General features: G+C 71.3%; 22 protein-coding genes and 1 pseudogene. 11 read left to right on the forward strand and 12 right to left on the reverse strand.

The genetic code is table 11. The features are described 5' to 3' along the window. Positions 1 to 92 precede the first annotated feature (92 nt). Complete coding sequence (locus IF23_RS35430; protein WP_211266169.1) at positions 93 to 1,847, reverse strand: MFS transporter; 1,755 nt, start codon at positions 1,845 to 1,847, stop codon at positions 93 to 95. A gap of 22 nt (positions 1,848 to 1,869) precedes the next feature. Continuing rightward, positions 1,870 to 2,544: an HAD family hydrolase gene (locus IF23_RS0118140; RefSeq protein ID WP_037678592.1), complete on the reverse strand. Its 675-nt coding sequence runs from the start codon at positions 2,542 to 2,544 to the stop codon at positions 1,870 to 1,872. 618 nt (positions 2,545 to 3,162) lie between these two features. Here IF23_RS0118140 and IF23_RS0118150 point away from each other — a divergent pair. Beyond that, positions 3,163 to 5,079 carry an N-acetylmuramoyl-L-alanine amidase gene (locus IF23_RS0118150; protein WP_030284910.1) on the forward strand — a complete coding sequence of 639 codons (1,917 nt, stop codon included), beginning with the start codon at positions 3,163 to 3,165 and terminating at the stop codon, positions 5,077 to 5,079. Positions 5,080 to 5,143: 64 nt separating this feature from the next. On the opposite strand, the gene IF23_RS0118155 is transcribed toward IF23_RS0118150, so the two are convergent. Then, complete coding sequence (locus IF23_RS0118155; protein ID WP_030284912.1) at positions 5,144 to 5,860, reverse strand: L,D-transpeptidase family protein; 717 nt, start codon at positions 5,858 to 5,860, stop codon at positions 5,144 to 5,146. A gap of 172 nt (positions 5,861 to 6,032) precedes the next feature. Here IF23_RS0118155 and IF23_RS0118160 point away from each other — a divergent pair, with 172 nt between their 5' ends. Then, positions 6,033 to 6,740 carry a nucleotidyltransferase domain-containing protein gene (locus IF23_RS0118160; RefSeq protein WP_030284914.1) on the forward strand — a complete coding sequence of 236 codons (708 nt, stop codon included), beginning with the start codon at positions 6,033 to 6,035 and terminating at the stop codon, positions 6,738 to 6,740. A 13-nt stretch (positions 6,741 to 6,753) separates the two neighbouring features. Here the strand turns inward: IF23_RS0118160 and IF23_RS0118165 are convergent, their stop codons facing one another. The 6 genes and pseudogenes from IF23_RS0118165 to IF23_RS32745 all read right to left on the reverse strand — a co-directional run. Further along, a complete protein-coding gene (locus tag IF23_RS0118165) occupies positions 6,754 to 8,049 on the reverse strand; it encodes an alpha/beta hydrolase (RefSeq protein WP_030284916.1) in 1,296 nt (431 codons plus the stop codon). Between the two features lie 86 nt (positions 8,050 to 8,135). After that, entirely contained in the window at positions 8,136 to 9,254 is a 1,119-nt protein-coding gene (locus IF23_RS0118170) for a trypsin-like serine peptidase (RefSeq protein ID WP_078654063.1), read from the reverse strand. 195 nt (positions 9,255 to 9,449) lie between these two features. Further along, on the reverse strand, positions 9,450 to 9,998 hold the full coding sequence (locus IF23_RS31345; RefSeq protein WP_037678597.1) for a hypothetical protein: 549 nt from the start codon (positions 9,996 to 9,998) through the stop codon (positions 9,450 to 9,452). Between the two features lie 273 nt (positions 9,999 to 10,271). Continuing rightward, complete coding sequence (locus IF23_RS0118180; RefSeq protein WP_030284920.1) at positions 10,272 to 11,078, reverse strand: class I SAM-dependent methyltransferase; 807 nt, start codon at positions 11,076 to 11,078, stop codon at positions 10,272 to 10,274. A 117-nt stretch (positions 11,079 to 11,195) separates the two neighbouring features. Beyond that, complete coding sequence (locus IF23_RS0118185) at positions 11,196 to 11,711, reverse strand: 2,4'-dihydroxyacetophenone dioxygenase family protein (protein WP_030284921.1); 516 nt, start codon at positions 11,709 to 11,711, stop codon at positions 11,196 to 11,198. 127 nt (positions 11,712 to 11,838) lie between these two features. Further along, positions 11,839 to 12,003 (reverse strand): annotated as a pseudogene (locus IF23_RS32745) (pirin family protein); the annotation flags it as partial. Between the two features lie 120 nt (positions 12,004 to 12,123). Here IF23_RS32745 and IF23_RS0118195 point away from each other — a divergent pair. After that, a complete protein-coding gene (locus tag IF23_RS0118195) occupies positions 12,124 to 13,242 on the forward strand; it encodes a site-specific integrase (protein ID WP_037678637.1) in 1,119 nt (372 codons plus the stop codon). A 76-nt stretch (positions 13,243 to 13,318) separates the two neighbouring features. Here the strand turns inward: IF23_RS0118195 and IF23_RS35615 are convergent, their stop codons facing one another. Then, positions 13,319 to 13,510 (reverse strand): helix-turn-helix domain-containing protein, encoded by a 192-nt coding sequence (locus tag IF23_RS35615; RefSeq protein ID WP_078654065.1) that lies wholly within the window; start codon positions 13,508 to 13,510, stop codon positions 13,319 to 13,321. A gap of 277 nt (positions 13,511 to 13,787) precedes the next feature. Beyond that, a complete protein-coding gene (locus tag IF23_RS32120) occupies positions 13,788 to 15,326 on the reverse strand; it encodes an MBL fold metallo-hydrolase (RefSeq protein WP_051739680.1) in 1,539 nt (512 codons plus the stop codon). 84 nt (positions 15,327 to 15,410) lie between these two features. Here IF23_RS32120 and IF23_RS35015 point away from each other — a divergent pair, with 84 nt between their 5' ends. From IF23_RS35015 to IF23_RS0118220, 4 genes are all read left to right on the forward strand, one after another. Then, positions 15,411 to 16,043 (forward strand): TetR/AcrR family transcriptional regulator, encoded by a 633-nt coding sequence (locus tag IF23_RS35015; protein ID WP_051739681.1) that lies wholly within the window; start codon positions 15,411 to 15,413, stop codon positions 16,041 to 16,043. Positions 16,044 to 16,189: 146 nt separating this feature from the next. Continuing rightward, positions 16,190 to 16,525, forward strand: coding sequence for a DUF4158 domain-containing protein (locus IF23_RS35620; protein WP_157848029.1), 336 nt, complete (start codon positions 16,190 to 16,192; stop codon positions 16,523 to 16,525). 114 nt (positions 16,526 to 16,639) lie between these two features. After that, a complete protein-coding gene (locus tag IF23_RS35625) occupies positions 16,640 to 16,870 on the forward strand; it encodes a Tn3 family transposase (protein ID WP_425423853.1) in 231 nt (76 codons plus the stop codon). Between the two features lie 24 nt (positions 16,871 to 16,894). Further along, positions 16,895 to 17,830 carry a DUF5655 domain-containing protein gene (locus IF23_RS0118220; protein ID WP_030284931.1) on the forward strand — a complete coding sequence of 312 codons (936 nt, stop codon included), beginning with the start codon at positions 16,895 to 16,897 and terminating at the stop codon, positions 17,828 to 17,830. A 96-nt stretch (positions 17,831 to 17,926) separates the two neighbouring features. On the opposite strand, the gene IF23_RS0118225 is transcribed toward IF23_RS0118220, so the two are convergent. Next, entirely contained in the window at positions 17,927 to 18,673 is a 747-nt protein-coding gene (locus IF23_RS0118225; protein WP_030284933.1) for a DNA-methyltransferase, read from the reverse strand. Between the two features lie 562 nt (positions 18,674 to 19,235). On the opposite strand from IF23_RS0118225, the gene IF23_RS0118230 reads away from it, so the two are divergent. From IF23_RS0118230 to IF23_RS0118245, 4 genes are all read left to right on the forward strand, one after another. Continuing rightward, entirely contained in the window at positions 19,236 to 20,378 is a 1,143-nt protein-coding gene (locus tag IF23_RS0118230; RefSeq protein ID WP_030284934.1) for a C40 family peptidase, read from the forward strand. 90 nt (positions 20,379 to 20,468) lie between these two features. Beyond that, a complete protein-coding gene (locus IF23_RS0118235; protein WP_030284936.1) occupies positions 20,469 to 20,777 on the forward strand; it encodes a DUF6112 family protein in 309 nt (102 codons plus the stop codon). Positions 20,778 to 20,779: 2 nt separating this feature from the next. Then, on the forward strand, positions 20,780 to 21,481 hold the full coding sequence (locus tag IF23_RS0118240) for a hypothetical protein (protein WP_030284937.1): 702 nt from the start codon (positions 20,780 to 20,782) through the stop codon (positions 21,479 to 21,481). Between the two features lie 27 nt (positions 21,482 to 21,508). Beyond that, positions 21,509 to 22,897 carry an SCO6881 family protein gene (locus tag IF23_RS0118245; RefSeq protein WP_030284939.1) on the forward strand — a complete coding sequence of 463 codons (1,389 nt, stop codon included), beginning with the start codon at positions 21,509 to 21,511 and terminating at the stop codon, positions 22,895 to 22,897. Positions 22,898 to 22,948: the final 51 nt, after the last annotated feature.

Here is a 22,948-nt window from a genome sequence, read left to right on the forward strand (position 1 = left end):
TGGGCTCGGAGATGTGTATAAGAGACAGCGCCCCGCCGCCTCCTCCTCCGCGTCTCCGCGCCCCTGTTACGGGGCGTCGTTCCGGCGCGCTGCTATGGGTCGTCCGCCTCGGGGCTGGTCGTGGCGGTCGCCGGGGACGCGGCCCCGGGGAGCGCGGGGGCGGCGGGAGCCACAGGGGCGGCTGCCCTGGGGTCGGACGTTGCGGGATCGGGCGTTGCGGGACCGGATCCTGCGGGCTGGGGCCGGGTGCCGCGGCGGGAGGCTGGTGCGGAGAGGGCCGCCAGGGCTGCGGCGGTGGCCAGTACCGCCTCGAGCGCATGGGCCGATGTGGTGGCGGAGGCCGAACCGCCGTCGGTCAGATGGAGATAGCCGCCGCCCAGCGTCGCCACACCGAGCGCACCGCACAGCTGCGCATTGGTGCTGATGACGCCGGACAGATCGGCGGCGTAGCGATCCGGCAGGGCGAACGTCATCCGGGCGATCAGGGCGTTGGAGCTGATGCCCAGGCCGAGCCCGCCGATGCCCAGCAGCAGGAAGAGCGCCGGACCGGTGCGATGCCCCGTCACGAGGTAGAGCCACACCGCGGTGTACCCACCGGCCAGGACCACGCAGCCCACCGCGGGCATCGCGGCGGCGTACCGGGGCGGCACCCGGGCCAGCAGCGGACCGGCCAGACCGAAGGCGGCGACCCAGGAAATCATGGCCGCTCCCGCATAGGCGGGGCCCCGGCCCAGCCCCTCCTGGAGATAGAGGGCGAGGACGAAGAGGAGGGCGAAGTAGGTCATGGTGGTGGCGCCGTGTGCGGCCAGGGACCAGCGGATCGCCGGTTCGCGGATCACCTCCTCGGCGATCAGCGGCCGCCCGCCCCGCGCGGCGCGGCGCCGTTGGCTGCGCCGGAACACCGCCCCCGTCGGCACCACGGCCGCCAGGCAGGCCCACATCCACCAGGGCCATCCGGCGTCGGTGCCCAACAGCAGCGGCACGACGAGCAGTAGCACCGTGGCGGCCAGCAGCACCATGCCGCGGACGTCGATCCCGTCCGGTGGAGGAACGGCAGTGTCGGCACCGGCACAGGCCCCGGCACCGGCGCCATCCCCGGGGCCCGGGCCGGTGCCGGAAGCCGGTAGCCCCCCGGCCCGGCCTGCGGAGTTCCCCGCGCCGACGGGTCCGGTACGGGCCGTTCCCCCCGCGGGGTCGGGTGGCATCACCCGCAGCGCCGCCCAGAGGAGCAGCAGTCCGGCCGGGACGTTGACGAGGAAGATCGGGCGCCAGCCGGTGCCGAGGAGGTCGGCGGCGATCAGTACGCCGCCCAGGGCCTGGCCCGCCACGGCGCCGCCGGAGAGGGCGAGGGCGTAGTACCCGAGGGCCTTGATGCGCTGCCGTCCGGTGAAGTGGAGCTGGATGCCGCTCAGGACCTGCGGCACCATCAGCGCCGCGCCCGCGCCCTGGGCGATTCGGGAGGCGATCAGTACGGCCGGGGTGAAGGCGAGGGCGCAGGCGAGGGACGCCGCGGTGAAAAGCGCCAGGCCCGCGAGGAGGATCCGGCGGTGGCCGCGGCTGCCGCCGAGCCGGGCGCCCGCGACGAGCAGGACGGCGTAGGCCACGACATACCCGGAGACCACCAGGCCCGCCTCCCCGCCCGAGGCGCCGAGGTCGCTCCGGACGGCGGGGGCGGCGATGTTGGCGATGGCGGTGTCGACGTTGGCCATGAACTGGGCGGCGAGGAGGACGGCGAGCAGCCGCCACCGGTGGGCGGCCGGACGCCGGGACCCGCCCGCGGCCCCGGTCCGGGCCGTGGTGGGGTGTTCCGGGGCGGCGCTCCCCGGGTCGGGCGGCTGGGGCCGCATGGTGGGATCCCTCCGTCCGGGGTCAGAGCGCGCTCAGGGGCAGCGGCGGCCAGTCGATGCCGCCGAGGTCGGGGACGACGAGGTCGGCCGCGTGCAGCGCCCCGGCGTCGTGGGTGGTGGTCAGGGCCACGCAGAACAGACCGGCGGCCTTGGCCGCGGCGACACCGGCGGGCGCGTCCTCGAACGCCACCGCCCGGCCGGGGGCGACCCCCAGGGCCTCGCATCCGGCGAGGAACCCTTCGGGATGGGGCTTGCCGCGGGTCACGTCCTCGGCGGTGATCATCGTGGTGAAGAGTCCGGCGCCGCCGATGTGCTCCAGCATCGCCCCGGCGTGCTCGCGCAGCCCGGAGGTGACGACCGCCATCGGGACGCCCGACCCGTGCAGCCGCCGCACCAGTTCGGCGGCGCCCGGTACGGGGTGGGGCGGAGGGATGTCCGGGTCGTCGAGGTAGCCGACGGCTTCGTCGAAGAGGTCGGCGACGGTGCTGCCGGGGAACCGGTGGGCGTGGTCGGCCAGCGCCTCCTGGCCGCGCCGTCCGACGAAGGTCGCCAGCAGCGCGTCGTCGGCCTCCAGGCCGTGGGCGCGGAAGAGGCGGGTCCAGGCGGCGCGGCTGCGGTGTTCGGTGGCGATCAGGGTGCCGTCGAGGTCGAAGAGGGCGGCGTGGAGCGGTGCCGGGGCGGCGGTGGGGTCGGTCATCTCGGGGTGTCCTCGGTCGGTGGGTGCGGGTGTGGAGCCCGCCGGGCTCCTGAGTCTTCACGCGGGGCGGTGTCGTCTTCCGTTCGGGAAACACCGCGCGACGCGGGTTGGTTGCACGGGCCGGGAATCCGGACGTGATCCCGGCCGGGAATCAGGTCGGGAATCAGGCCGGGAATCCGATCCGGAATCCGGCGAGGAGCCCGCGGGCCCCGGCCGCGGACCAGCAGCGAAGCGCCGCTCCCGCCCCCACCCGGCCGCCGTCGCAGCCGTCGCCGCCGTCGCCGCCGTCGCAGCCGTGACCGTAACCATCGCAGCCACCACGGCCGTTGCCATCGCCACCGTGACCGTGACCATCACGTCCGCCATCGCCCCCGTCCCGGCCGAACGCCCGGCAACGAGTCGCTGAAGGTGAGGTCACGATCGGCTACCGCCCTGGGAACCGGAACGATTTTCTGATCTCATGGTGTACGGCGCCGAAACCATCCTCCGCCACGGCGAGTTCCCCGCCTGTGGTGTGCCCGCGTGGTTCCGCGCCGCCCCCCACTCGGTGCGCCGTCCGCGATGTCACGGCCTTTCTCCCGGTACCGCCCGGTGCGCCGTTGCTCCGAAGGGAATGGTGTGCACAAGCGCAAAACGAAACGCTGGCTCCCCGCCGCGATCCTCGGCGGGACGCTGGCGGCAGGGGGCTTCGCGTTCCTGCCCACACTGGCGCAGGCACAGAACGATGCCCCGACCCCCACCTTGCAGGCCGAATTCACCGCGGCCGCCAAGGAGTTCCATGTTCCGCTGCCGGTCCTGCTGGGCGTCGCCCGTCAGGAGTCCGGCTGGCAGCAGCACTCCGGCTACAACCAGACCGGCGGCTGGGGTCTGATGAACCTCACCGACGTGACGCCGCAGATGGTCTCCCGGGGCGCCGCCGGTGCCGCCGGGCGCTCCGACCTCACGTCGTTCGCCGACCACCCCGAGCTGCACACGCTGAGCTCCGCCGCGAAGCTGACCGGGATCCCGGCCGACCGGCTGCGGCACCGCTCCGCGGACAACATCCGCGGTGGCGCCGCGCTGCTCGCCTCGTACCAGAAGAAGTTGACGGGCGGGACGTCCGACGACCCGTCGCAGTGGACCGCGGCGGTGGCCAGGTACAGCCGTCTGACGGACAAGAAGGCGGCCACCTCCTACGTCACCTCCGTGTTCTCCGCGATCCACTCCGGTGCGCAGCGGCAGGCGGGGAAGGGCGGTGCGGTCTCGCTCCAGGCGGTGCCGTCCGCCAAGCCGGTCGCCGGGCAGTTCGCCAAGCTGCGGCTGACCGACACCCCGGCGCCGCAGACCGAGTGCCCCGCGACGCTGACCTGCACGTTCGTACCGGCCGCGGCCGCCAACGGGCAGGTCTCCGACCGCCCGGCCAACGGTGTGAAGATCACGCAGATCGTCCTCCACACCACGGAGGGCTCGTACGACAACGCCATCGAGACGTTCCAGAAGGCGGGCGGCGCCTCGGCGCAGTACGTCATGCGGGCGTCCGACGGCGCGGTCACCCAGATGGTGCCGAACAAGGACGTCGCGTTCGGCGACGGCAACTACGACAGCAACCTCCACGCCATCCAGATCGAGCACGAGGGTTTCTCGGCGCACGGTGCGGAGTGGTACACGCCGGTCGCGTACGAGAAGACCGCGGAGCTGGTGAAGTGGCTGGCGGCCAAGTACGACGTCCCGCTGGACCGGCGTCACATCCTCGGGCACGACAACGTCCCCGGCCCCTCGGACGACACCCTCGCCGGGATGCACTGGGACCCGGGCAACAGCTGGGACTGGACGCGCTTCATGCGGCTGCTCGGCGCGCCCGTCGACGACGGTGAGCGGGGTGTCGGTCCGGTCGGTTCGGCGGTGACCATCACGCCGGGCTTCGACGAGAACCAGCAGACGTACACGGTCTGCCCGGGTGACGACCCGTCCGGCAAGGTGAAGGAGTGCGGGCCGCAGAGCGGGCCGTCCAGCGCCCTGTTCGTGCGCAGCGCGCCCGCCGACGACGCGCCGCTGCTGCTCGACCCGGTCGTACACGCGGGTGCGGACGACAAGGCCGGTACCGACGGCGTCGCGGACTGGAGCACCACCGTCCAGGCGGGGCAGCAGTTCGTGGTGGCGGACCGGCAGGGCGACTGGACCGCCATCTGGTTCGACGGCCAGAAGGGCTGGATCCACAACCCCGGCGGCCGTAACACCACTCCGGCCAAGGACGTGCGGATCGTGCGGCCGGCCGGTACGGGCGCGGCGCACGTCTTCGGCACCGCGTACCCGCAGGAGTCGGAGTACCCGGCGGATGTGAAGCCGTCGAAGCAGACGCCGCTGGCCGCCAAGAACTACGGCATCCGCGCCGGTCAGGCGTATGTGACCAGCGGGGAGCCGCAGGTCGCGACGGACTACTCGCCGTCGAACGGCAAGGTCGTGCACGGCGCGAAGCGGTACTACACCGTGCAGTTCAACCACCGGTACGTCCTGGTGGACTCCGCGGAGGTCACCGCCGCCCCCGCGGGGCGCTGACACCGCACACAGCGGCGCCCGGGACCCTCGCGGTCCCGGGCGCCGTCGTGTGCCGTGCGGTGGCTCAGGTGCCGGGCTTGCGTCCGTAGACGAAGACGTCGTCACCGGTGGAGAGGAGCTTCCAGTACGCCTTGGCGTCGGCGGTGCGCATGTTGACGCAGCCGTGCGAGCCGGGGGCGGACCAGACGCTGCCGCTGATCGCGTGGAACGCCTCGCCGCCGTCGAAGAACTGCGAGTACGGCATCGCGACGTGGTACAGCGACGACACGTGGCTCTTGTGCTTCCAGAAGATCCGGTGCAGACCGGTACGGGTCTCGTTGCCGTTGCGGCCGGTACGGACCGGCACCGGGCGCTTGACGAGGTGTCGGCCGTCCTGGATCCAGCTGATCTGCCGGGTCAGGTCCACGCAGGCGATGCGGCCCCGGTTGGTGGGGCAGCGACCGGCGCGGTTGGGGTTGTTGCGGGCGTCCCGCTGCGGCTTGACGACCTTCATCATCTTCCACGTCACCGGGCCCGCGTAGCCGTACTGCGGGTGGATGGCGTGGCTGATCTGGAACGCGCGGATCGCCCGGCAGTCGCCCTGGGACTGCTTGCCGTCGATCTTGCGGCCCAGGAACTTCTCCGCCTGCTTCTGGTACGGCCCCCGGGCGCCACCGCACCAGGAGCCGGACGCGGCCTGGGCGGGCGCGGCCCCGAGACCGGCCAGCAGGGGGGCGAGCACGGTGCCCGCCATCGTGTACGCGACGGTCCGGCCGCGACGGCTCATCCTGAATCTCGCCATATGTCCGATCCCCACCTCAACTTGCTTCCGCTGTCGCCTCTTTCGGCGCTGGACGCGGTCGCGGGGCGGACACCGCCGCCCCCTCCGCCGCCTTTCCTCAGATTAGAGGCTGGACGGGAACACGGCGGCGGAACGGGCGACTTGCCGGCCATGCCGGGGTAGGACCCTCCCCATGACATCCCCGCGTGAGGAACCGGTCACGGCGGCCGCCGCGGTGGCGCGCCAACTCCTGCCCCGGGCGCGGATGGTGGTCGTCGGCGGCAGTGTGCTGACCGTCCACCGCACCCCGCTCTCCGACCTCGACATGGTGGCGGTGTTCCCCCGGGTGGCGGCGCCGCACCACCGCACGCTGCGGTGGGAGGGGTGGCCGGTCGAACTGCTCGTCCACGACGAGGAGACGCTCGCCGCCCACTGCGCCGACGGCTTCCGCCGCCGCTGGCCGGGCATCCCCCGGCTGCTGGCCCGGGGCGTGCTCCTGGTGGACGAGGACGGGCTCGGCGCCCGGCTCCGGGCCGAGATGCGGCAGCGGCTGGCGGACGGCCCGGCCCCGGCGACCGCCGCCGAGACCGATGCGTTCCGCCATGAACTCACCGAACTCCTCGACGATCTGGCAGGCACCCACGACGCGGGCGAGGCCGTCTTCGTCGCCGCCCGGCTGCTGACGAAGACGGCCCAGCTGGCGCTGCTGACCGCCCGGCACTGGCAGGGCAACGGCAAATGGCTGCTGCGCGAACTCCGCACCGCCCGGCCGGAGCTGGCCGCCGCCCTCACCGCCGCCGCGGGCGACCCGGCCACGCTCGCGGCGGTCGCCCGTACGGCGCTGGACGAGGCCGGCGGGCCGCTGCGGGAGTACCGGGTCGCCCAGCCCCGGCAGCCCTGAGAGCGGCCGACCCCTACTTCCCCTTCCCGGCGACGGACGTCGTGACGGTGTGCTCCGGCTCCCCCGGGAAGGGGCGTTCGCCGGTCAGGTAGGGCATCCGGTCCGTGCGGCCCTGGAGGTACCGCTCGAAGAAGGCGGTCACCCGGTCACCGGCGATCCGCCGCTGCTGCGCCTCCGACAGCCGGGCGTCGTCCCGCTGCGGGGTGTCCCGGTCGAGGTACTGGGTGCGGCAGGTGCCGGGCCGCTTGCCGGGCTCGGCGTCGTCGTGCGCCGCCACCTGGCCGCTGGAGGGCGACCACTGACGGTTGTAGAAGTCGTGGTTGCCGCCGGTCAGCGTGTACTTGAACAGCGGCACCTCGGTCGCGGCGCGGTTCTGCTCGAAGAACTCGCCGGTGTTGACGGCGTCGCAGGTGCCCCACATGACGGCGAACGGTGTACGGGTCACCGGGTCGCCGTCCCAGGTGGCGGTGGGCGCGAGGGCGAAGGCGGCCTTGATGTCGATCCCGGCGGGCAGCTCGGCCCGGTGCGCGTCGGCGATCTCCTGCATCACCCCGCCCCCGCCCATGGAGTGCCCGAGGAGCCCGACCCGTCCCAGGTCGAGCCGGTCGCGGAAGTCGGCCCGCACCGGGGAGCCGTCACGCGCATCGGTGAGCGCCGAGCGCAGCGGACCGCCGCCCGAGGCGGACAGCTGCTGCCAGAGCCGCAGATGGCGCTCGATGAGGGCGGCCCGCGCCCGGTAGACGGTGTCGGCCTGGCCGCCGTCGGTCGCGTTGATGCCGTTGGCGCCGACGGAGACGACCACGAAACCGCGGGCGGCCAGCGCCCGGCCCAGGTAGTCGTAGCCCGTACTGCTGGGGATCGGCGCGGTGCCCCGGGCGCAGGGCCAGGCCCAGAGCGCCGCGGCGGCCTTCTCCATGAGGGCTTCCTGCCGGGCGGCCTCGGCCTTGTCGCCCCGCTCCAGGGCCCGGTCGCGGGCCTGCTCCGCGGCGGTACGGCGGTCCTGCGCCCCGGCGTCGGCGCAGGTCTCCCAGTGGCCGTGCTGCATCAGGACCACCGGGTGCCGACCGGTGCCGAGCCGCGCCGGGTAGTACACGGTCCCGGCGAGTTCGCTGCGCCCCTTGTAGCCGAGGGCGGCCGGGGGTGTGAACGCCTGGTCGCCGAGGTTGTAGCGGGCCTCGCGCACGGTGCTCGCGGCGGGCGCGAGGGACAGCGCGGGGCTGGCGTGCACCGGCACGGCGACGGCGGCGGTGCCCAGGGCGCAGCCCAGCGCCGCCAGAAGGAGACCGCGGCGGAAGGTGGTTTTCTTCATGGTCCTGTTCCTTGTGCTCTACGGGGTGGCCGGGGCCGGGAGGGGTGGCGTCCGGCGGGGGCCGGGCGCCACCCCGGGCGGAACGGTCAGCTCAGCCGCTCGGCCCTGTCGTGGAGCGGCTTCGTCAGCGCGGTGGTGAACTGCGGCCCGACCAGGTGCCGTACGCATCCGGACCCGGCCGACTCCTCGCACGCCTTCCCGGCGGCGTCCATGAAGGCGGACTGGGTGTTCACGCCGACGACCTCACCCCGCCCGGTGGCGGCGGAGAAGCCGCCCAGCCGGGGGCCGCCGCTCGCGCCGCCGCCCATCACGCACGCCGCGCCCCAGATCCCGGCGGGCTCGGCGTGGTCCGGGGTGCCCGGGTACTGCCGGGGCGCGCCCTGGCAGTAGGCCGCCTCCCGGCCGGTGTACTCGGGCAGCCCCTCGCGGGCCGGGTCGGAGGCGGCCCGGGGGTAGCCGAACTGGACGGCCGGACGGTCACCGGGCGCGTCGTAGGAGATGCCCTGGGGCGCGCCGGTGGCCTGCCGGAGGGTCTGGCCGCGCTCGTTGCGGCCGACGACGGCGAAGCCCTGGTCATGGGCGTCGAACCGGGCGTGGATCTGATCGTTCTCCAGCCAGACGGAGTTGACCACCGACCAGCGGACGACGAACGTCCCCAGGGGCGCCTTGCCGTCGCGGTACCCGGGGACGTACAGGACGTGGGTCTGCCACTGGTTGTGCTCACCGGCGAGGTCGGTGCCGTTGAGGCAGTGGCCCGCGGTCACGACGGTGGAGCCGTTCGCGCTCGGGACCGCCGTCGCGGTGCAGCTGGAGTCCTCCCCGTGGTCGGTGAAGAAGAGCCGCCCCACGGTGGTGTCGACGGCGCCGCCCTTCCCCCACGGCGCACCGTCCTTCCCGGCGCGCGGCGGAACGTCCTTGACCTGCGTGTTCAGCGCGGCGATGCGGGCGGGCGTCCAGTACGCGCGCACCTGCTTCTCGTCCTGCGCGGTGGTCGCCGCCGCATGGGTCAGCACCTTGCCCTCGGCCGGGCCGCCGTCCGGCGCCGGGGCGGCCACCACCCCCGGCGCGAACGCCGCGGTGAGCGCGCAGGCGACGGCCGAGGTCACCGCCGCCCGGCGCACCAGGGCCCGACGCCGCGGCGCGGGGGTGCGTTCGGGGGCGCGCGCCGCGTGGGGTGCGCCGGTACGGGCGTGGGTGTCGCGCATGGGTCCTTCTTCCGTGAGGGGTGGCCCGCCGCGTGCGGGCGGAACGGCGCGGCGCGGCGGATACGAGGGCGGGCGCGCGCCGCGGGAGGGGTCGTGGTGCACCGTCATCAGGCGGCAGGGCCGGGCCGCGGCCCTGCGGTCCGGGGTGCGCCGCCCACCGCGCAGGACGGGCGGCGCACCCCGTGAACGGGCCGGTCAGTGCCTGGGGGCCACCGGCGCCGGGACGCCGTCGCCGTTCCTGCCGGGGATCGCGGCGGGCGCCGGAACGGGCCGGGCCGCCTCGCCGCCGGAGGCCGGGACGGGGGCCGGGACACCGGCGTCGTGGTGCGCCGGGCGGCTCCGCTCGGCCGGTACGGGCTGCGCCGCACGGTGCGCGGGACGGCTCTCCTCCGCCGGAACGGGGCGCGCGACGGAGCCGCGGGCCGGGGCGGGGCGCGCCTCCTCGCCCTTCCGCGCCGGTACGGGCTGCGCGGCCCGGTGCGCGGGGCGGGCCTGCTCCGCCGGGACCGGCCGGGCCACCTCGGCGTCGCGGGCGGGGGCCGGACCGGACTGCGCCGGGACGGCGGCCGGGGCGGGGGCGGGACGCGTGGCCCGGGCGCCGTCGGCGGCGTGGGCGGTCACGGCCGCGCCACCGCCCAGGACGGCGCCGAGGACGGACGCGCCGAGCAGGATGCGCAGCCGCCGGGGACGGCGCGCGGACGTCGGGGCAGGGCGTGCGGACGTCGGGGCAGGGCGTGCGGACATGTGAACCTTCGCTCTCTCACGGTGAACGGAGGGCCGCTGTCCGCACCGACTCCCGCACGGACACCGGGCTCCCGAAAGGGGCCTCCATAGCGTGAGACGTGCGGCGGGCACCCCGGTTGCCGCACGTTTCCCGAAGATCCACCCGCCGGGGAGTGAAGTGGGTCACAGACGCATCGAGAGGGCGACGGGACCGGCCACCCCCGGGATCACGTACCGCAGGCCACCCCTCCCCCCACCCGAACTCATCGTTCCGCGAGAAGAATTGACGACACGTCAGTCATCATCATTGCCGCGACGGCCCCAGCAGGTGATCAGGGGCGCCGGGGTGACCGCGACGTCCTCCTCGGCCAGCCACGTCAGATGGGCGTCGATCTCCGCGTCGGTCGCCGCTCCGGACCCGGTCAGCTCCCCGCGCAACTGCCGGACCGTCGCCGCCTCCAACTCCCGGCAGGCGGGCGAGGTCACCGGGAAGTACCCCTCGGCATGGACGTCCTCCAGCCCCGCGCCGCGCAGCAGCCTCGGCAGCGAACGGCCGAAGGAGAGATCCGCGCCCCGCCCGGCGAGCAGGGCACGGAAGCCGCGGCGGATCCGCTCGGCCCGCTCCCCCTCCGGGCCCTCCTCCGCCGGGCAGGCGAGCGGCTGGAGCGCCGGGTCGGCGTCCTCCACCACCAGCCAGCCGCCGGGCCGCAGCGCCGCGACGAGCCGTTCGAGGACCGCCGCCCGGTCGGGCAGATGGACCAGCAGGAGCCGGGCGTGGACCAGATCGAGGCCGGTGGCGGGCGGTGCGTCCCGGGTCACGTCGTGCCGCAGCACCTCGGTCGTGGCGGTGGCGGGGCCGGTCAGCCACGAGGTGTCGAGGTCGGTCGCCCAGACCCGGCCGGTCGGCCCGACGCGCCCGGCGAGACCGGCGGGCACCGAGGCACCACCCGCGCCCACCTCCCAGCAGCGCCACCCCGCGCCGAGCCCCAACCGGTCGAGGTGGGTGAACGTCCACGGGTCGAAAAGCTCCGCGAACGCGTCGAAGCGACGCCCCGCCTCGCGCCGCCGGTTGTCGAGCAGATATCCGTCCTCAGATCCCATATCGCCATCCTCGCACCGGGCCCCGGAGCACCCCGCCCCGGGCGGACGGCCCGGAGAACCGCCGACGACCGGCGCCCCGCCCCTACAGGTACGACGCCGCTACAGGCACAGCGGCCCCTACAGGTACAACGCCTCGTTGATCGGGACGCCCTGCTCCCGGCAGCCGCGTTCGTAGTGGTCGATGAGCCGGAAGACGTCCATCACCTCGGCCACCCCGCCGTGCTCGTCGAGGAACTCCACCGGGCCGTTCAGCCAGAAGACGGTCTTCATGCCCTCGTCGGAGAAGAGGGTGTGGGTACGGCCCGGGCTCTCCCGGATGAAGTCACCGGGCCGGGCGACCCAGTCGTACTCCAGGTAGCGCCAACTCCCGTCGAGCACATAGCCGGAGACGGGACCACGGTGGCGGTGGCGGCCCAGGGAGGCACCGGCCTGCACCCACAGCACGTTCGCGGCGGAGTTGCTGCGGATGTCGAACGTCAGATGCTTGATCATCACCTGCGGTACGAACGGCAGCCACGGCGAGGCGCCCTCCGGGATGTGCCCCTCGGGCAGCGCGTACCGATCCCGGCACCGGTCGACCCTCGCCTCGACCGCGACCGGCCCCTCCGACCCCGGGGGCTGTTCGACCGTCATGGCTGTCATCCTCCCTGCCGCCACCGTCACAGACCCGCAGTCCTACCCGCCCCCGCCCCTCCTGACGGGGTGCCACACCGGTCGCTCGCGGCCCCGCCCCCTTCCGGGGCACCCGCGAACCCCCAGCTCAACGCGCCCGCCCCCGCGGCTTCAAAGGCGTACCCGGCAGTTCGGGTGCGGGCAGCGGTGCGCCGTCGTAGCCGTGGACGGTGCCGAAGCGGTCGCCCATCACCCAGTCGGCGCGGGCCTGTGCGATGTCGTCCTGGGTGCGGCCGATGAAGTTCCACCACATACCACGGGAATCACGGTTTAGCCCAGGTCAGGGCTATCCGGACCATCTGGCGGTCAGCAAACGGTCAGCATCGGACTCCGGAGTCAGCAATCCATGGCACCCAAAGCACTGGCCCGCGGCATGGGCACCTTCTTCAAGAACTGCGCGCACCCCGAGTCCCGGTGGTCCAAGTGCCCGCACTCGTACACGATCAGGTACCGGAACGTGGCAGGCAAACAGGCAGAGGAGGGCGGGTTCCCCACTCAGGACCAGGCCATCGAGCGTTTGACGGAAATCTACAAAGAGAAGCGCAAGACTCCTCCATCAAAGGCCGAGCGCATCCAGAAGTACGGGCAGATGCGCTTCAAGGAGTACACCGAAGAATGGAAGGCTGGCCAACGACACCTGGACGCCAGCTCCGTCCGCCACCTCGACTCGCTTCTCACGAACCACTTGTACCCAGCGTTCGCCTCCCGCCGGATGAACACCTTCGACCACAAGGTCGTCGACCGATTCATCCAGGACATGGAACGCAACGGCGTCGGCAAGGCGACACAGGCCAACACCTTCGACAAACTAAAATCGATCCTGCTCGACGCCAACCGCCTCGGGATCTACTCCGACAGCCCTCTCGACGGTGCCGTCCCCCCACAGTATGATCCCAAGCGGGCTGTCATACCGTCCGTCCAGCAACTACACGGCATACGGAGTGCTGGTAACGACGCCTTCCTCCTCATAGCCGACCTGATGAGCGGATGCGGGCTCCGCAACGGAGAAGCCGCGGCCGTCAACATCAACAACATCGTCGCCGATGACGTATACCGGGTCTGCGAACAGGTCAACCACACCACCAGCCAGTATGCAAAGCTCAAGCATCGCAAGCCTGATGAATACCGTGACGTTCCCCTCCCCCAACGCGTCCGGAACACGATCCTCTGGTACGCAGACAAGTACGGCACCGTGAACGGCTACCTGCTCCGGCACCCCAAGGACCCGACCCGGCCTTACCTCTACCACCACCTCGAGTTCCAGTGGCGCAAGGTGAAGTCCTCGGGGGCGGAAATCCCCGAAGGAATGACTCCTTACGGGTTCCGTCACTTCTTCGCATCAAACTGCCTGACTAATCGGATTCCTATCACCGATGTCGCCGAGTGGATGGGCCACAGGAGCCTCGACATCACCTTCAGGATCTACCGGCACCTCATGCCGGGATCCATCGCCAGGGCGGCAAAGGTTCTGGATCTAGCCCTGACCGCCTAGCAGCAAATGGGGCACCCCGCTTCCTCTTCAGAAGCGGGGTGCCCCATTTATGTGTGCCAGTCGACGGCGAGAGGCATCAGGTTTTAGAAATCCTTTGTTGCCTGACCCACACCTCAACCTCCGACCTCTTGAAGCGAATCTTCGCGTTACGCCCCACTCCGAATTTGTAAGATGCCAGACCGGTCCGTGGAGCCTCCCGGTACAGCCACTGAACGGATACACTCAAAAACTCGGCGGTCTGCTTGACATCCATGAATTGAACAGCCATGAGAACCCACTGACAGAGGTATTTTCCACCCAGGAAACCCCTGGGCAGTACCAATATGCAGTTGAGCGCACGGTTTGGCGCGGCCGCGATTTCCTGGTAAGGGAAATTTCAGCTCCCCTCTACCACTACAAGGAGGCTGCAAGGAAAGGACTTCCCGAAGAGCGGCCGCCACGGCAAGGGTTCAAGTCACCCCGGTGACCTGGGTCAGGGATTCTCCGCTGGTTGGTTGTGAGTCGACCGGCCATCCGGACCTGGGCCGGAGCGGAAGCTGTCGGTGTCAAGCGGCGTTGCCGGTCGCGGGCTCGGTGACCCAGTCGTCGAGCTGGACACGGCAGGTCTTGAGGATGCCGGCGATCGTCGTGTAGGTGCCGACCAGCGCGAGCAGCTCGATCAGCTGCGCGGTGGAGTAGTGGGCGGCCAGGCCCTGCCAGGTGATCGCGGACACGATCTGGTCGGCGACCAACTCGTCGACGGCCCGCAGCAGCGCACGGTCGGCGTCGCTCCAGTCCGCCTCGTTCACATCGAGCGGGACGCGGGCGATCTCGGCCTCGGTGAGCCCGGCGGCGGCGCCGATGCGGATGTGGTGCTCCCACTCGTAGGCGGAGCCGGTGCGGTGCGCGACCCGCAGGATCGCCAGTTCCCGTTCCCGGCCCGGGATCTCGCCCATGGCGAGCTGGGCGAGCAGGGGGGCCAGTGCGACCATCAGGTCGGGGTTGTTGCCGATGGTGGCCAGGACGTTGAGCACCGGGCGGCCGGCCAGCGGGCTGTCGCCGTCGTCGGCGAGCAGCTTTGCCGGGATGCCTTCCAGGCGGGTGGACAGGGCGGCCATCTCGGCGCGGGAGCGCGGCGCTATGCGGGGCTCGGTCGGGGCGGGGTAGGTGGTGGTGGCGGTGTAGGTGTGCATGCAGCCCATCAGGGCCATCTCGCTGTGCGCTTCGTGCGGCTCGTTGTCCAGCTCGCGGTAGACGGCGCCGATGTTGAGGACGATGCGGTCGGGGTCGTCCCAGTTGGCGAAGCCGGCCATGTCCAAGGTCTGCGCGGCCTGCATGGCGGTCAGGCCCGCCCGGTGCGAGCGGACGGCGTGGTCGCGCAGGCGCTCCAGGTAGTCGCGGAAGGCGCGGACCTCGGCCTTGCCGATGACCGGGCCGTGGCCGGGGACGATCGTGTCGGCGTTCAGGTCGAGGATCAGGTTGCACGCGTCGATCCAGCGGGCGATCGGGCCGGTGTGGATAACCGGGTGGCCGCCGATGAACAGGATGTCGCCGGTGTAGACCACGCCGGCGTCCGGCACGTGGATCAGGACGTCGCCGGGGGTGTGGGCCGGGCCGACCTCGATCAGCCGGACGGTGCGCTCGCCCACCGCGACCTCCAGCTCGCCGCTGAAGCTGCGGTTCGGCGGGGTCGGGGTGATCGACTTGAAGTCGAAGGTCTCGCTCATGTGGTTCACGATCGGCGGCACCTGGAAGCTGGCCGGGGGCGTGTTGAGCAGGTCGAGGAGGTTCTCCTCGCGCATCACCTTCGCGGCGGCCTCCGAGGCGATGATCGTGGCGTCGGCGACCAGCTCGTTGCCCCACCAGTGGTCGCCGTCACTGTGGGTGTTGACCACGGTGTTGATGGTGACGCCGGGCAGGGCCTGGGCGATCACCTCGAGCATGGTGCGGGTCATCGGCACGTCGAACAGGGTGTCGACCAGCAGCGCCTGGTCGCCGGAGACGACCAGGCCGGCGTTGCTGTAGCCCCAGGTGCCGTTGGGCTGCAGGTAGGCGTAGGTGTCCGCGCCGATCTCGTGCAGACCGAGGGTGAAGGGAGTGGTCATCGTGGGACCTCCGCGTGAGCCGTGATTGGATTCCAGTACCAATATGTACTCCAGTATGCCGAAGGATCCAAGTACACTCAGGGTGTGAGCGCGACTACATCAGAGGAACCGGACGAGCCGACCGACCGGCGCACGCGCCGCCGCGATGCGACGCGCGAGCGGCTGCTGACCGCAGCCCTGGAGCTGTTCGCCGCCAAGGGGTACGCGGCCACGACCTACGACCACATCGCCGAACGCGCCGACGTGGGACGCCAAACGGCGTTCAATCACTTCCGCCGCAAAGAGGACTTCGTGATCACCTGGGTCCGTCGGCGCCACGAACTCCTGGACCGGCGCGACGCGGCGGACGCGGTGGACGCGACCGAGCCGGGGCCCGCCATCGAGACACTGGCCGACGAACTGCGCACCCTGGCGGACCTCAACGAGCGCGACTACGCCCTGGCCAAGGAGTTGCACGACAGCGGAGTGCTGCACGGCGCGATCGACCTGGGCGCCACACCCCGCGCCTTCGTCGCCGCCGTCGACCGGGGCCGACACAACGGCGAGATCCGCGCCGACCTCGACGCCCAGACCATCGCCGACCTGCTCTTCGACGGGTACGTGACGGCGCTGAGTCGCTGGCTGCAGAGCGACCGCGGCTTCCCGCTCGCCGAGGCGCTGCTCACCCGACTCGACGTTCTCGCCACCGGGTTCACGACCCGCGGCGTCCCGGACTGAGGGGTCGGCGACCACCGCGAGTCAACCCGCGGTGGCCTTGCCGGTGCCGTTGCCGAGGCCGTCCTTGGCCAAGGAGAGAGTGGGATGGGCTGTGACCTCGATCGAGAGAACCGCGTATCCGCGGTTCAAGCGGCCGCTCACCGTGCATGAGACATCTGCCCTTCTCGCCGAGCCGTGACGAGGTCGAATGGGCGGCGGCCCGTACGGACTGTGACAAGCACCTCTTGGCGCAGCTTCTCACGCTGAAGTCGTACCAGCGCATGGGGTACTTTCCCGAAGTTGCCGGATGGCACGGTGGCGAAGGCTGCGAACCGTACGGCGAACGCCGGCGGACCGCCGCGCGCCAGCGGACGCGCCTGTCATACGCCAAGGCGAAGGCCCGAAAGATCGCCGAGGCGGTGATGCGGAGCGAGGCCGCCTCGAAGAGCCGTCTCGGACGCCCCGCTGCGTCGGCGAGTGACCGCTGCCACGAACACCGTTGAGGCGTTCAACGGCTTCTTCCAGTGGATCGGGTTCGGCAGTGGCGGTGTCATCACCGACGAGACCCCGTCGAGCAGGAGAAGACCGCGAAGTTCGACGCTCTGCTCACAAACGTGGTGGCCTTCCACAACATCCTGGACATCGCCGAGATCGTGCGCCAGCTCCAGGACGAGGACCACGGCATCGAACCCGAGGACCTGGCGCACATCTCGCCGCGCCTGACCGAGCGCATCCGCCGCTTCGGCGAGTTCTCCACCCACACCTGGCCCGAAGAAGAATGCGGCTCCTGGCCAGGTGAATGCCCCGATCGGGAATACCACCGTGATCATCTCGATTGCCCTCCATGATGCTGGTCACGGGAGGGGATGTGCATGACCGATCTGATGCTGTTCCGACAGGGCGTCGATGGCCGCGACGTGGAGCTTCAGGGGTCGACGGTGGCGTTGGAGGTGGAACTGCAGCGTCGGATCGAGGCAGGGATGGAGTCGATGCTCGGTATCCGGTTCCTGGCGTCGGAGTACCCGACCGGGCCGTGGCACCGGGGGCGGATCGACACCTTGGGCCTGGACGAGAACAGTAGTCCGGTGGTGATCGAGTACAAGAGGGGTGCCGACAGCGGGGTGCTGTCGCAGGCTGTCTCCTACCTGTCCTGGCTGGACTCCGCGCACCACGAGTTCGAGGCGCTCGTGCGGAAGGTGCTCGGCGCGGAGGCCGCAGAGTCGATCGACTGGCGTCGCCCGCGGATGGTCTGCATCGCGGCTGGCTTCTCCCACCACGACCGGGTGGCCGTGCAGCGGGTGCCTGAGCGGATAGACCTGGTGCTTTACCGCGTCTTCGAGGGCAGCCTGCTGAGCCTGCTGCTCGTCGACTCCTCCCCGGGCTCCCCGAGCGCTTCTTCGTCTCGCCGGAATCGGGAACGGGAAGCAGCGGCCGACAGCGCGTCGGCTGCCCCGGAAAATCCTTCGGCGACGAGTGTCTGTCTCGTTCCGGAGTGCTTGCGGGACTTGTACGCGGAGGTCGACGAGGCGCTCACAGCGTGGGGCGAGGTCGAGGTGGCGCCGCTGCGGCATTACATCGCCTACCGCCGGCTGGTGAACGTGGCGTCGGTGATCTTCCGTCCGAAGCACGAGGCGATCCTGGTCTATCTCAGACTCGACCCGGACTCGGTCGTGCTCGAGGAGGGCTTCACCCGGGACATGCGTGGCATCGGGCATCTCGGGACGGGAGACCTGGAGGTGCGTCTCGTCTCGGCGGCGGACCTTGAGAAGGCGGCTCCGTTGATCCGGCGGGCGTTCGAGGCGGCCTGACACATCCAGAAGGGCGGCTGGAACATCGGTTTCTCGATGTTCCAGCCGCCCTTCTTGGTCTGCGGCCCGTCTGTTCCGGGTTCTTCGTTCTCATGATCAGTTCTCCGGTCCGGCGAGGGTGAAGTCGTCCTTCGTCAGCTCGGTACGGAGGCGCTGTTCGGCGACGTCGGCGTAGTGCGGGGCCAGTTCGACGCCGATGAAGTTGCGGCCTTCGCGTAGTGCGGCGATGCCTGTGGTGCCGCTTCCGGTGAAGGGGTCGAGGACGGTGCCGCCTTCGGGGCAGATCTGGACGAGTTGCTGCATGACCTCGACGGGCTTCTGGGTGATGTGGACGCGGCCCTTGCGGGGCTGGGATGCGGTGAAGTCGCCGGGGAGGTAGAGGTCGCGGTTCCGGTCGAGGGTGCCCTTGACGCCCCAGGTGATGAACTCGGCCGACTGCTTGAAGCCGCCCTTGCGGGGGCGGCTGGCGGGCTTGATCCACGGGATGGTGCCGCTCCAGGTCCAGCCAGCCATCTGCAGGGCGTCGGAGGTGGTCGGCTCCTGGCGCCAGTCCGAGAAGATGACGGCGACGGCGTGCTCGGTGGACGCCCGGTATGCCTCGGTGAGCAGGGCGGTCAGCCAGCTTCGGTAGCTGCGCTGGTCGCGGTTTTCTCCGGGGAAGTTCTCCAGGTCGTGGGCGCTGTTGCTGGTGACGTACTTGGCGCGTGCGGTGCGGCCGGTGCGGTCCGAGCTGGTGCGCCCGCCCGAGTTGTACGGCGGGTCGGTGATGACGGCGTTGACGCTCTCATCGGGCAGGTTCTTCAGCACGGTGAGGGCGTCGCCTCGGTGCAGCGTGTAACTCATGCGGGCCTCTTTCAGAGCATGGCGGAAGTAGACCCGCTCTCCGGACGACGGTCGCTTCGAGCGGGGTGCGCCGGAGGTTAGCCGCGTTTTCCGGCCGCGCCCAACGGCCCGTGCCCTGCTCCAGGGCCGGCCGTGGGGGTCGTTTGGTGCGGCCGGAATTCCGTTCTACTGTCTCGCCTCGTCACCGGGAAGGAGCCCCGCTCCCCCCTGCTGACCTGCGCTGACCAGGGCTTTCGCGTCTCGTACGCAGCTCGGGCAGCCCGTCTCCCCGTTATCGACTTCGTGAGGAGCACCTTGTGTATCGCCTGAGATTACGAGCGCGGCTGGCTGCCGCGCATGACCTAATACCGGTGCCCGGGAGCTACCAACTCCCCTGACCTGGGCCCGTCCTGAGAGGCGGATTCACATCGGCGCGGTGCCGACGGCTTTGCACGAGAAGTCGGCACCGCGCCTCCTACGAGTACCGAGGAGCCGCTGCGATGCAGCATGTCCTGATACGCCCACGCCCCGGCCCGGCGCCGTTCTCCGTCCGGAGCGGTCGCCCTGGTGAACGGCGGCGGCGATGAAGAAGACCGTCGCCGCCACGGTCGGGCTCTTCGCCACCGCACCGCTGTTGCTGGCTGTCCCGATCCTCGCCATCGGCGCCGGGAGTGCCTCCGCCGCCTGCCCGACCGGTAGTTCACCGGGAGTTGATGATTCGGCTGTTGCCGCTCAGGTGAAGGCGATCCTGGACGGCGGCGGTAAGGGGGCGGTCTCCGTTCCTGGATTGAGCCGTCCGTCCGAGCAGGTGCCGAACGCGAAGACCATCCAGGCCACCGGGGTCGCGATGGGTATCCCGGCCCGTGGGCAGGTTGTGGCCCTGGCGACCGCGCTGCAGGAGAGCGGCCTGCGGAACCTGTCGTACGGCGACCGCGACAGCCTGGGCCTGTTCCAGCAGCGCCCGTCGCAGGGCTGGGGGACGGCGAACCAGATCCTCGACCCGGTGCACGCCTCGACGAAGTTCTACGAGGGGCTGAAGAAGGTGCCGGGCTGGGAGTCGCTCTCCGTGGCGCAGGCCGCGCAGGCGGTGCAGCGGTCCGGGTTCCCCGACGCGTACGCGAAGTGGGAGCCGTTGGCCACCGCTCTGCAGAAGGCGATCGGCCCCCTGCTGTCGAAGGGCGACGCGGCGCCGAGTCCTTCGCCGTCCGGCTCGGACGGTGCGAACAGCGCTGCGCCCGGTGCCGCGGGCGGCTGTACTGCCGGCGGGGACGGGACCGGATTCGGGACGATCCCGCCCGGCGCGGTGCCGGCCGGGTACAAGATTCCGGCGGATGCTCCGCGAAAGGCCCGGACGGCGATCCGCTGGGCGCTCGGTCAGCTCGGCACGCCGTATCAGTGGGGCGGGCGTTGCACCGATTCCCACGGCGGCGACCCCATGGGCCGGTGCGACTGTTCCTCGTTGATGCAGCAGGCGTACAAGGCCGCCGGGGTGCCCCTGACGCGGACGACGTATACGCAGGTCAAGGAGGGCAAGTCGGTCTCGGCCGATGCTCTTGAGCCCGGTGATCTTCTCTTCACCGAGGGGACGGCCGCGGTCCCCGAGCACGTCGGGATGTTCATCGGCCGGGGTCTGATCGTCAACGCCCCGCACACCGGTGACGTGGTCCGCATCGCGACCCTCGCGTCCTGGAAGCCGCAGATCCTCGCGGCCCGCCGAGTCCTCTGACCGGCGCTCCTCCCCTTCCTCTCTCCTCTTTCACCGCCGCTTCGCCCTCACGGGCTTCAGCGTGCCCTTATTCGAACTGGAGTTCTTGTCGTGGTTCTCGCCGACACACTCATCCAGCTTGCCTACGACCCCGGAATCAAGCCGAACAGCGGCGGGTTGCCCGGCCTGCCGGTCCTCAAGCAGGTGATGGGCTCTGTCTCCCTCTTCGCGATCATCGCGGTGGTCGGGGCGCTCGTCGTCAGCGCGGGCGTCTGGGCCTGGGGCCACCATTCCGGTGGTCACCAGGCCGAGGCCAACGGCAAGAAGGGCGTCCTGGTCAGCGCGGGCTGTGCGCTGTTGCTGGGCGCCGCGAACGGGACGGTCGCGTTCTTCAGCACGCTGGGAACACAGGTCCACTGAGCATGACGAAACGTTCCCACGCCTCTGCCTCCCGCAGCGGGGCCCCCGGCGGCGCATCTCGCGTGCGCCGTCGGGCGCTGCTCGGCGCCGTCGTCCTGGTGGTGCTCGTCGCCCTCGCCGGACTGACCGCGTATCTCACCCGCGACGGCCGGAGCCCGTCCAAGGATGCGGCAGCACATGCGAGTTCAGCCGCTCCGACCACCTCACCGTCCACGGCCTCCTCACCCGGGACACGCCCCAAGTCCCTCCCGGCCCCACCGACCACCCGTGACCCGGTCGCGTTCGGGAAGGCTGCCGCGGCGGCTCTGTGGTCCTACGACACCCGGGCGTACTCCCGGCGCGAGCTGGTGTCCGCGCTGCGCGGGTGGCTGACGCCGGAGTCCCAGTACGCCGACCGGGCGTCCGTCGACGCGATCATCCCTTCGCCGGTGCTGTGGAAGGAGATGGCGGCCAACAGGCAGTTCGCCACGGCCACGGTGCACGAGGGCCACTTTCCCGACGCGTTCACCAAGGCCCTGAAGACAGACCCCGGAGCGATCACTCGTACGTCCGTCTACGCCGTCACGGTCTCCGGAAAGCAGTCGATCGCCTGGAAGGGCTCGCCCGCCGCCGGCGCGGAGAGCCGCGTGGCCACCCTCGCGGTCCAGTGCCGACCGAACCATCCCTGCGCGCTGGCCGGCGTCATGCCGTCCGTCGCGCCCTGACCTCTCCTCCGGAAAGGAGGTATTGCCATGGGAGTCTGCGACCTCCCGCTGATGGACTCGGTGTGCGGCGCCGTCGACTTCGCCACCAACCCGGCCGGGACCGTCACCGACGGCATCGGAGCGTGGATCGCGAAGTCGGCGGGCGAGCTGGCGGCCACCGCCTCAGATCTCGCCAGCAAGGCCGTCAACCAGACCACCGCCATCAACCTCGGTGCCGGGTGGTTCCGGGACAACTACGCGCTGCTGCTGCCCATCGGGCTCGCCCTGACCGTCGGCACGTTCTGCATCCAGCTGATGCTCGCGGCCTGGCGACGGGACGAACGCGCCCTCGCCCAGGCCGCAATCGGCACGATGACCGGTGTCCTGTTCTCCTTCTGCGCCATCGCCTTCACCTCCGTCGCCATCACCGTGGTCGACGCGCTGTCCGACGGCTTGTTCCACGCCGCCAACACCTCTGTCGACGACGCGATCCGCCGCGTGATCAAGGTCAACGCCTTGGGGGCGATGTTCGGCTTCGGGTGGGGCGTGCCCACCCTGATCGCCTTCGGCTGCGCGATCGGCGCCTTCTTGTACTGGGGCGTGATGGTCGCCCGGAAGGTCGGCGTGCTGATCATGGTGGCGCTCGCCGTCTTCGCCGGGGCCGGCGGTGGCTGGGACGTCGCCAAACGTTGGCGGCGCGGCTGGATCGAGGCCACCGCCACCTTGGTGGTCTCGAAACTCCTGATGACCGTGGTCTTCCTGATCGGTGTCTCCGCCATGGGCGCGTCCGACGCGCACGACGGCATGAGCGCCCTGTCCGACGCGATGGCGGGCCTCGTCGTGATGGTCCTGGTGCTGCTGTGCCCGTACGCCACCTACAAGTTCGTCCACTGGGCGAGCGACGGCGGCGGCCAGGACGATCTGCACCGCACCGGAGTCGCCGGCCTGGCGGTCGCCGCCGGGGCCGCGAAGACCGCGGGCACCCTGGCCGTGCAGGCCGGGACCGGTACGCCCGCTCCGCAGGGGCCGAACCAGGTCCCCGGCACAGGTGCCGACGGGGTCGCCTCCGGGATCAGCCCTGCGGGCGGGAGCCTCAGCAAGGAGGGGATCGACGCCGGTCCGCCCAAGGCCCGGACCAGCTTCCGCTACGGCGAAGACCCGAACGCCTCCGGCGACAAGGGACGGGCCCGCATCCAGCGCCCCGGCATCCCCGCACTGATCACCCGGCCCGGCGAAGCCGACGCGGGAGTCTCCGATGTAGGCCCCGCCGACGATTCGGGTATTCCCGCCGGTGCCTCGGCGCCGGTCGGCAGCATGACGCGGGTGGGTGCGGCGTCACCTGCCGGGCCGCCGCCGGCTTCCGCTGGTCCGTCGGCGGCCGGTTCGCCGACGCCGACGAACTGGGTGTTCCCCAAGCAGCCGCCTCCGGGCGCCTGACCACCACAACAGGGGCGGGCTGTGCCCCGCAGCCCGCCCCTCCCTCAGCCG

Source organism: Streptomyces catenulae, assembly GCF_000718015.1.
In the GTDB taxonomy this organism is placed as follows: domain Bacteria; phylum Actinomycetota; class Actinomycetes; order Streptomycetales; family Streptomycetaceae; genus Streptomyces; species Streptomyces catenulae.

Bases quoted from the DNA above. Each gene is read 5' to 3' on its own strand.
- IF23_RS35430 (WP_211266169.1), bottom strand. From the start codon at position 1,847: ATGCGGCCCCAGCCGCCCGACCCGGGGAGCGCCGCCCCGGAACACCCC.
- IF23_RS0118140 (WP_037678592.1), bottom strand. From the start codon at position 2,544: ATGACCGACCCCACCGCCGCCCCGGCACCGCTCCACGCCGCCCTCTTC.
- IF23_RS0118155 (WP_030284912.1), bottom strand. From the start codon at position 5,860: ATGGCGAGATTCAGGATGAGCCGTCGCGGCCGGACCGTCGCGTACACG.
- IF23_RS0118160 (WP_030284914.1), top strand. From the start codon at position 6,033: ATGACATCCCCGCGTGAGGAACCGGTCACGGCGGCCGCCGCGGTGGCG.
- IF23_RS0118165 (WP_030284916.1), bottom strand. From the start codon at position 8,049: ATGAAGAAAACCACCTTCCGCCGCGGTCTCCTTCTGGCGGCGCTGGGC.
- IF23_RS0118170 (WP_078654063.1), bottom strand. From the start codon at position 9,254: ATGCGCGACACCCACGCCCGTACCGGCGCACCCCACGCGGCGCGCGCC.
- IF23_RS31345 (WP_037678597.1), bottom strand. From the start codon at position 9,998: ATGTCCGCACGCCCTGCCCCGACGTCCGCACGCCCTGCCCCGACGTCC.
- IF23_RS0118180 (WP_030284920.1), bottom strand. From the start codon at position 11,078: ATGGGATCTGAGGACGGATATCTGCTCGACAACCGGCGGCGCGAGGCG.
- IF23_RS0118185 (WP_030284921.1), bottom strand. From the start codon at position 11,711: ATGACGGTCGAACAGCCCCCGGGGTCGGAGGGGCCGGTCGCGGTCGAG.
- IF23_RS0118195 (WP_037678637.1), top strand. From the start codon at position 12,124: ATGGGCACCTTCTTCAAGAACTGCGCGCACCCCGAGTCCCGGTGGTCC.
- IF23_RS35615 (WP_078654065.1), bottom strand. From the start codon at position 13,510: ATGGCTGTTCAATTCATGGATGTCAAGCAGACCGCCGAGTTTTTGAGT.
- IF23_RS32120 (WP_051739680.1), bottom strand. From the start codon at position 15,326: ATGACCACTCCCTTCACCCTCGGTCTGCACGAGATCGGCGCGGACACC.
- IF23_RS35620 (WP_157848029.1), top strand. From the start codon at position 16,190: ATGAGACATCTGCCCTTCTCGCCGAGCCGTGACGAGGTCGAATGGGCG.
- IF23_RS0118220 (WP_030284931.1), top strand. From the start codon at position 16,895: ATGACCGATCTGATGCTGTTCCGACAGGGCGTCGATGGCCGCGACGTG.
- IF23_RS0118225 (WP_030284933.1), bottom strand. From the start codon at position 18,673: ATGAGTTACACGCTGCACCGAGGCGACGCCCTCACCGTGCTGAAGAAC.
- IF23_RS0118230 (WP_030284934.1), top strand. From the start codon at position 19,236: ATGAAGAAGACCGTCGCCGCCACGGTCGGGCTCTTCGCCACCGCACCG.
- IF23_RS0118240 (WP_030284937.1), top strand. From the start codon at position 20,780: ATGACGAAACGTTCCCACGCCTCTGCCTCCCGCAGCGGGGCCCCCGGC.
- IF23_RS0118245 (WP_030284939.1), top strand. From the start codon at position 21,509: ATGGGAGTCTGCGACCTCCCGCTGATGGACTCGGTGTGCGGCGCCGTC.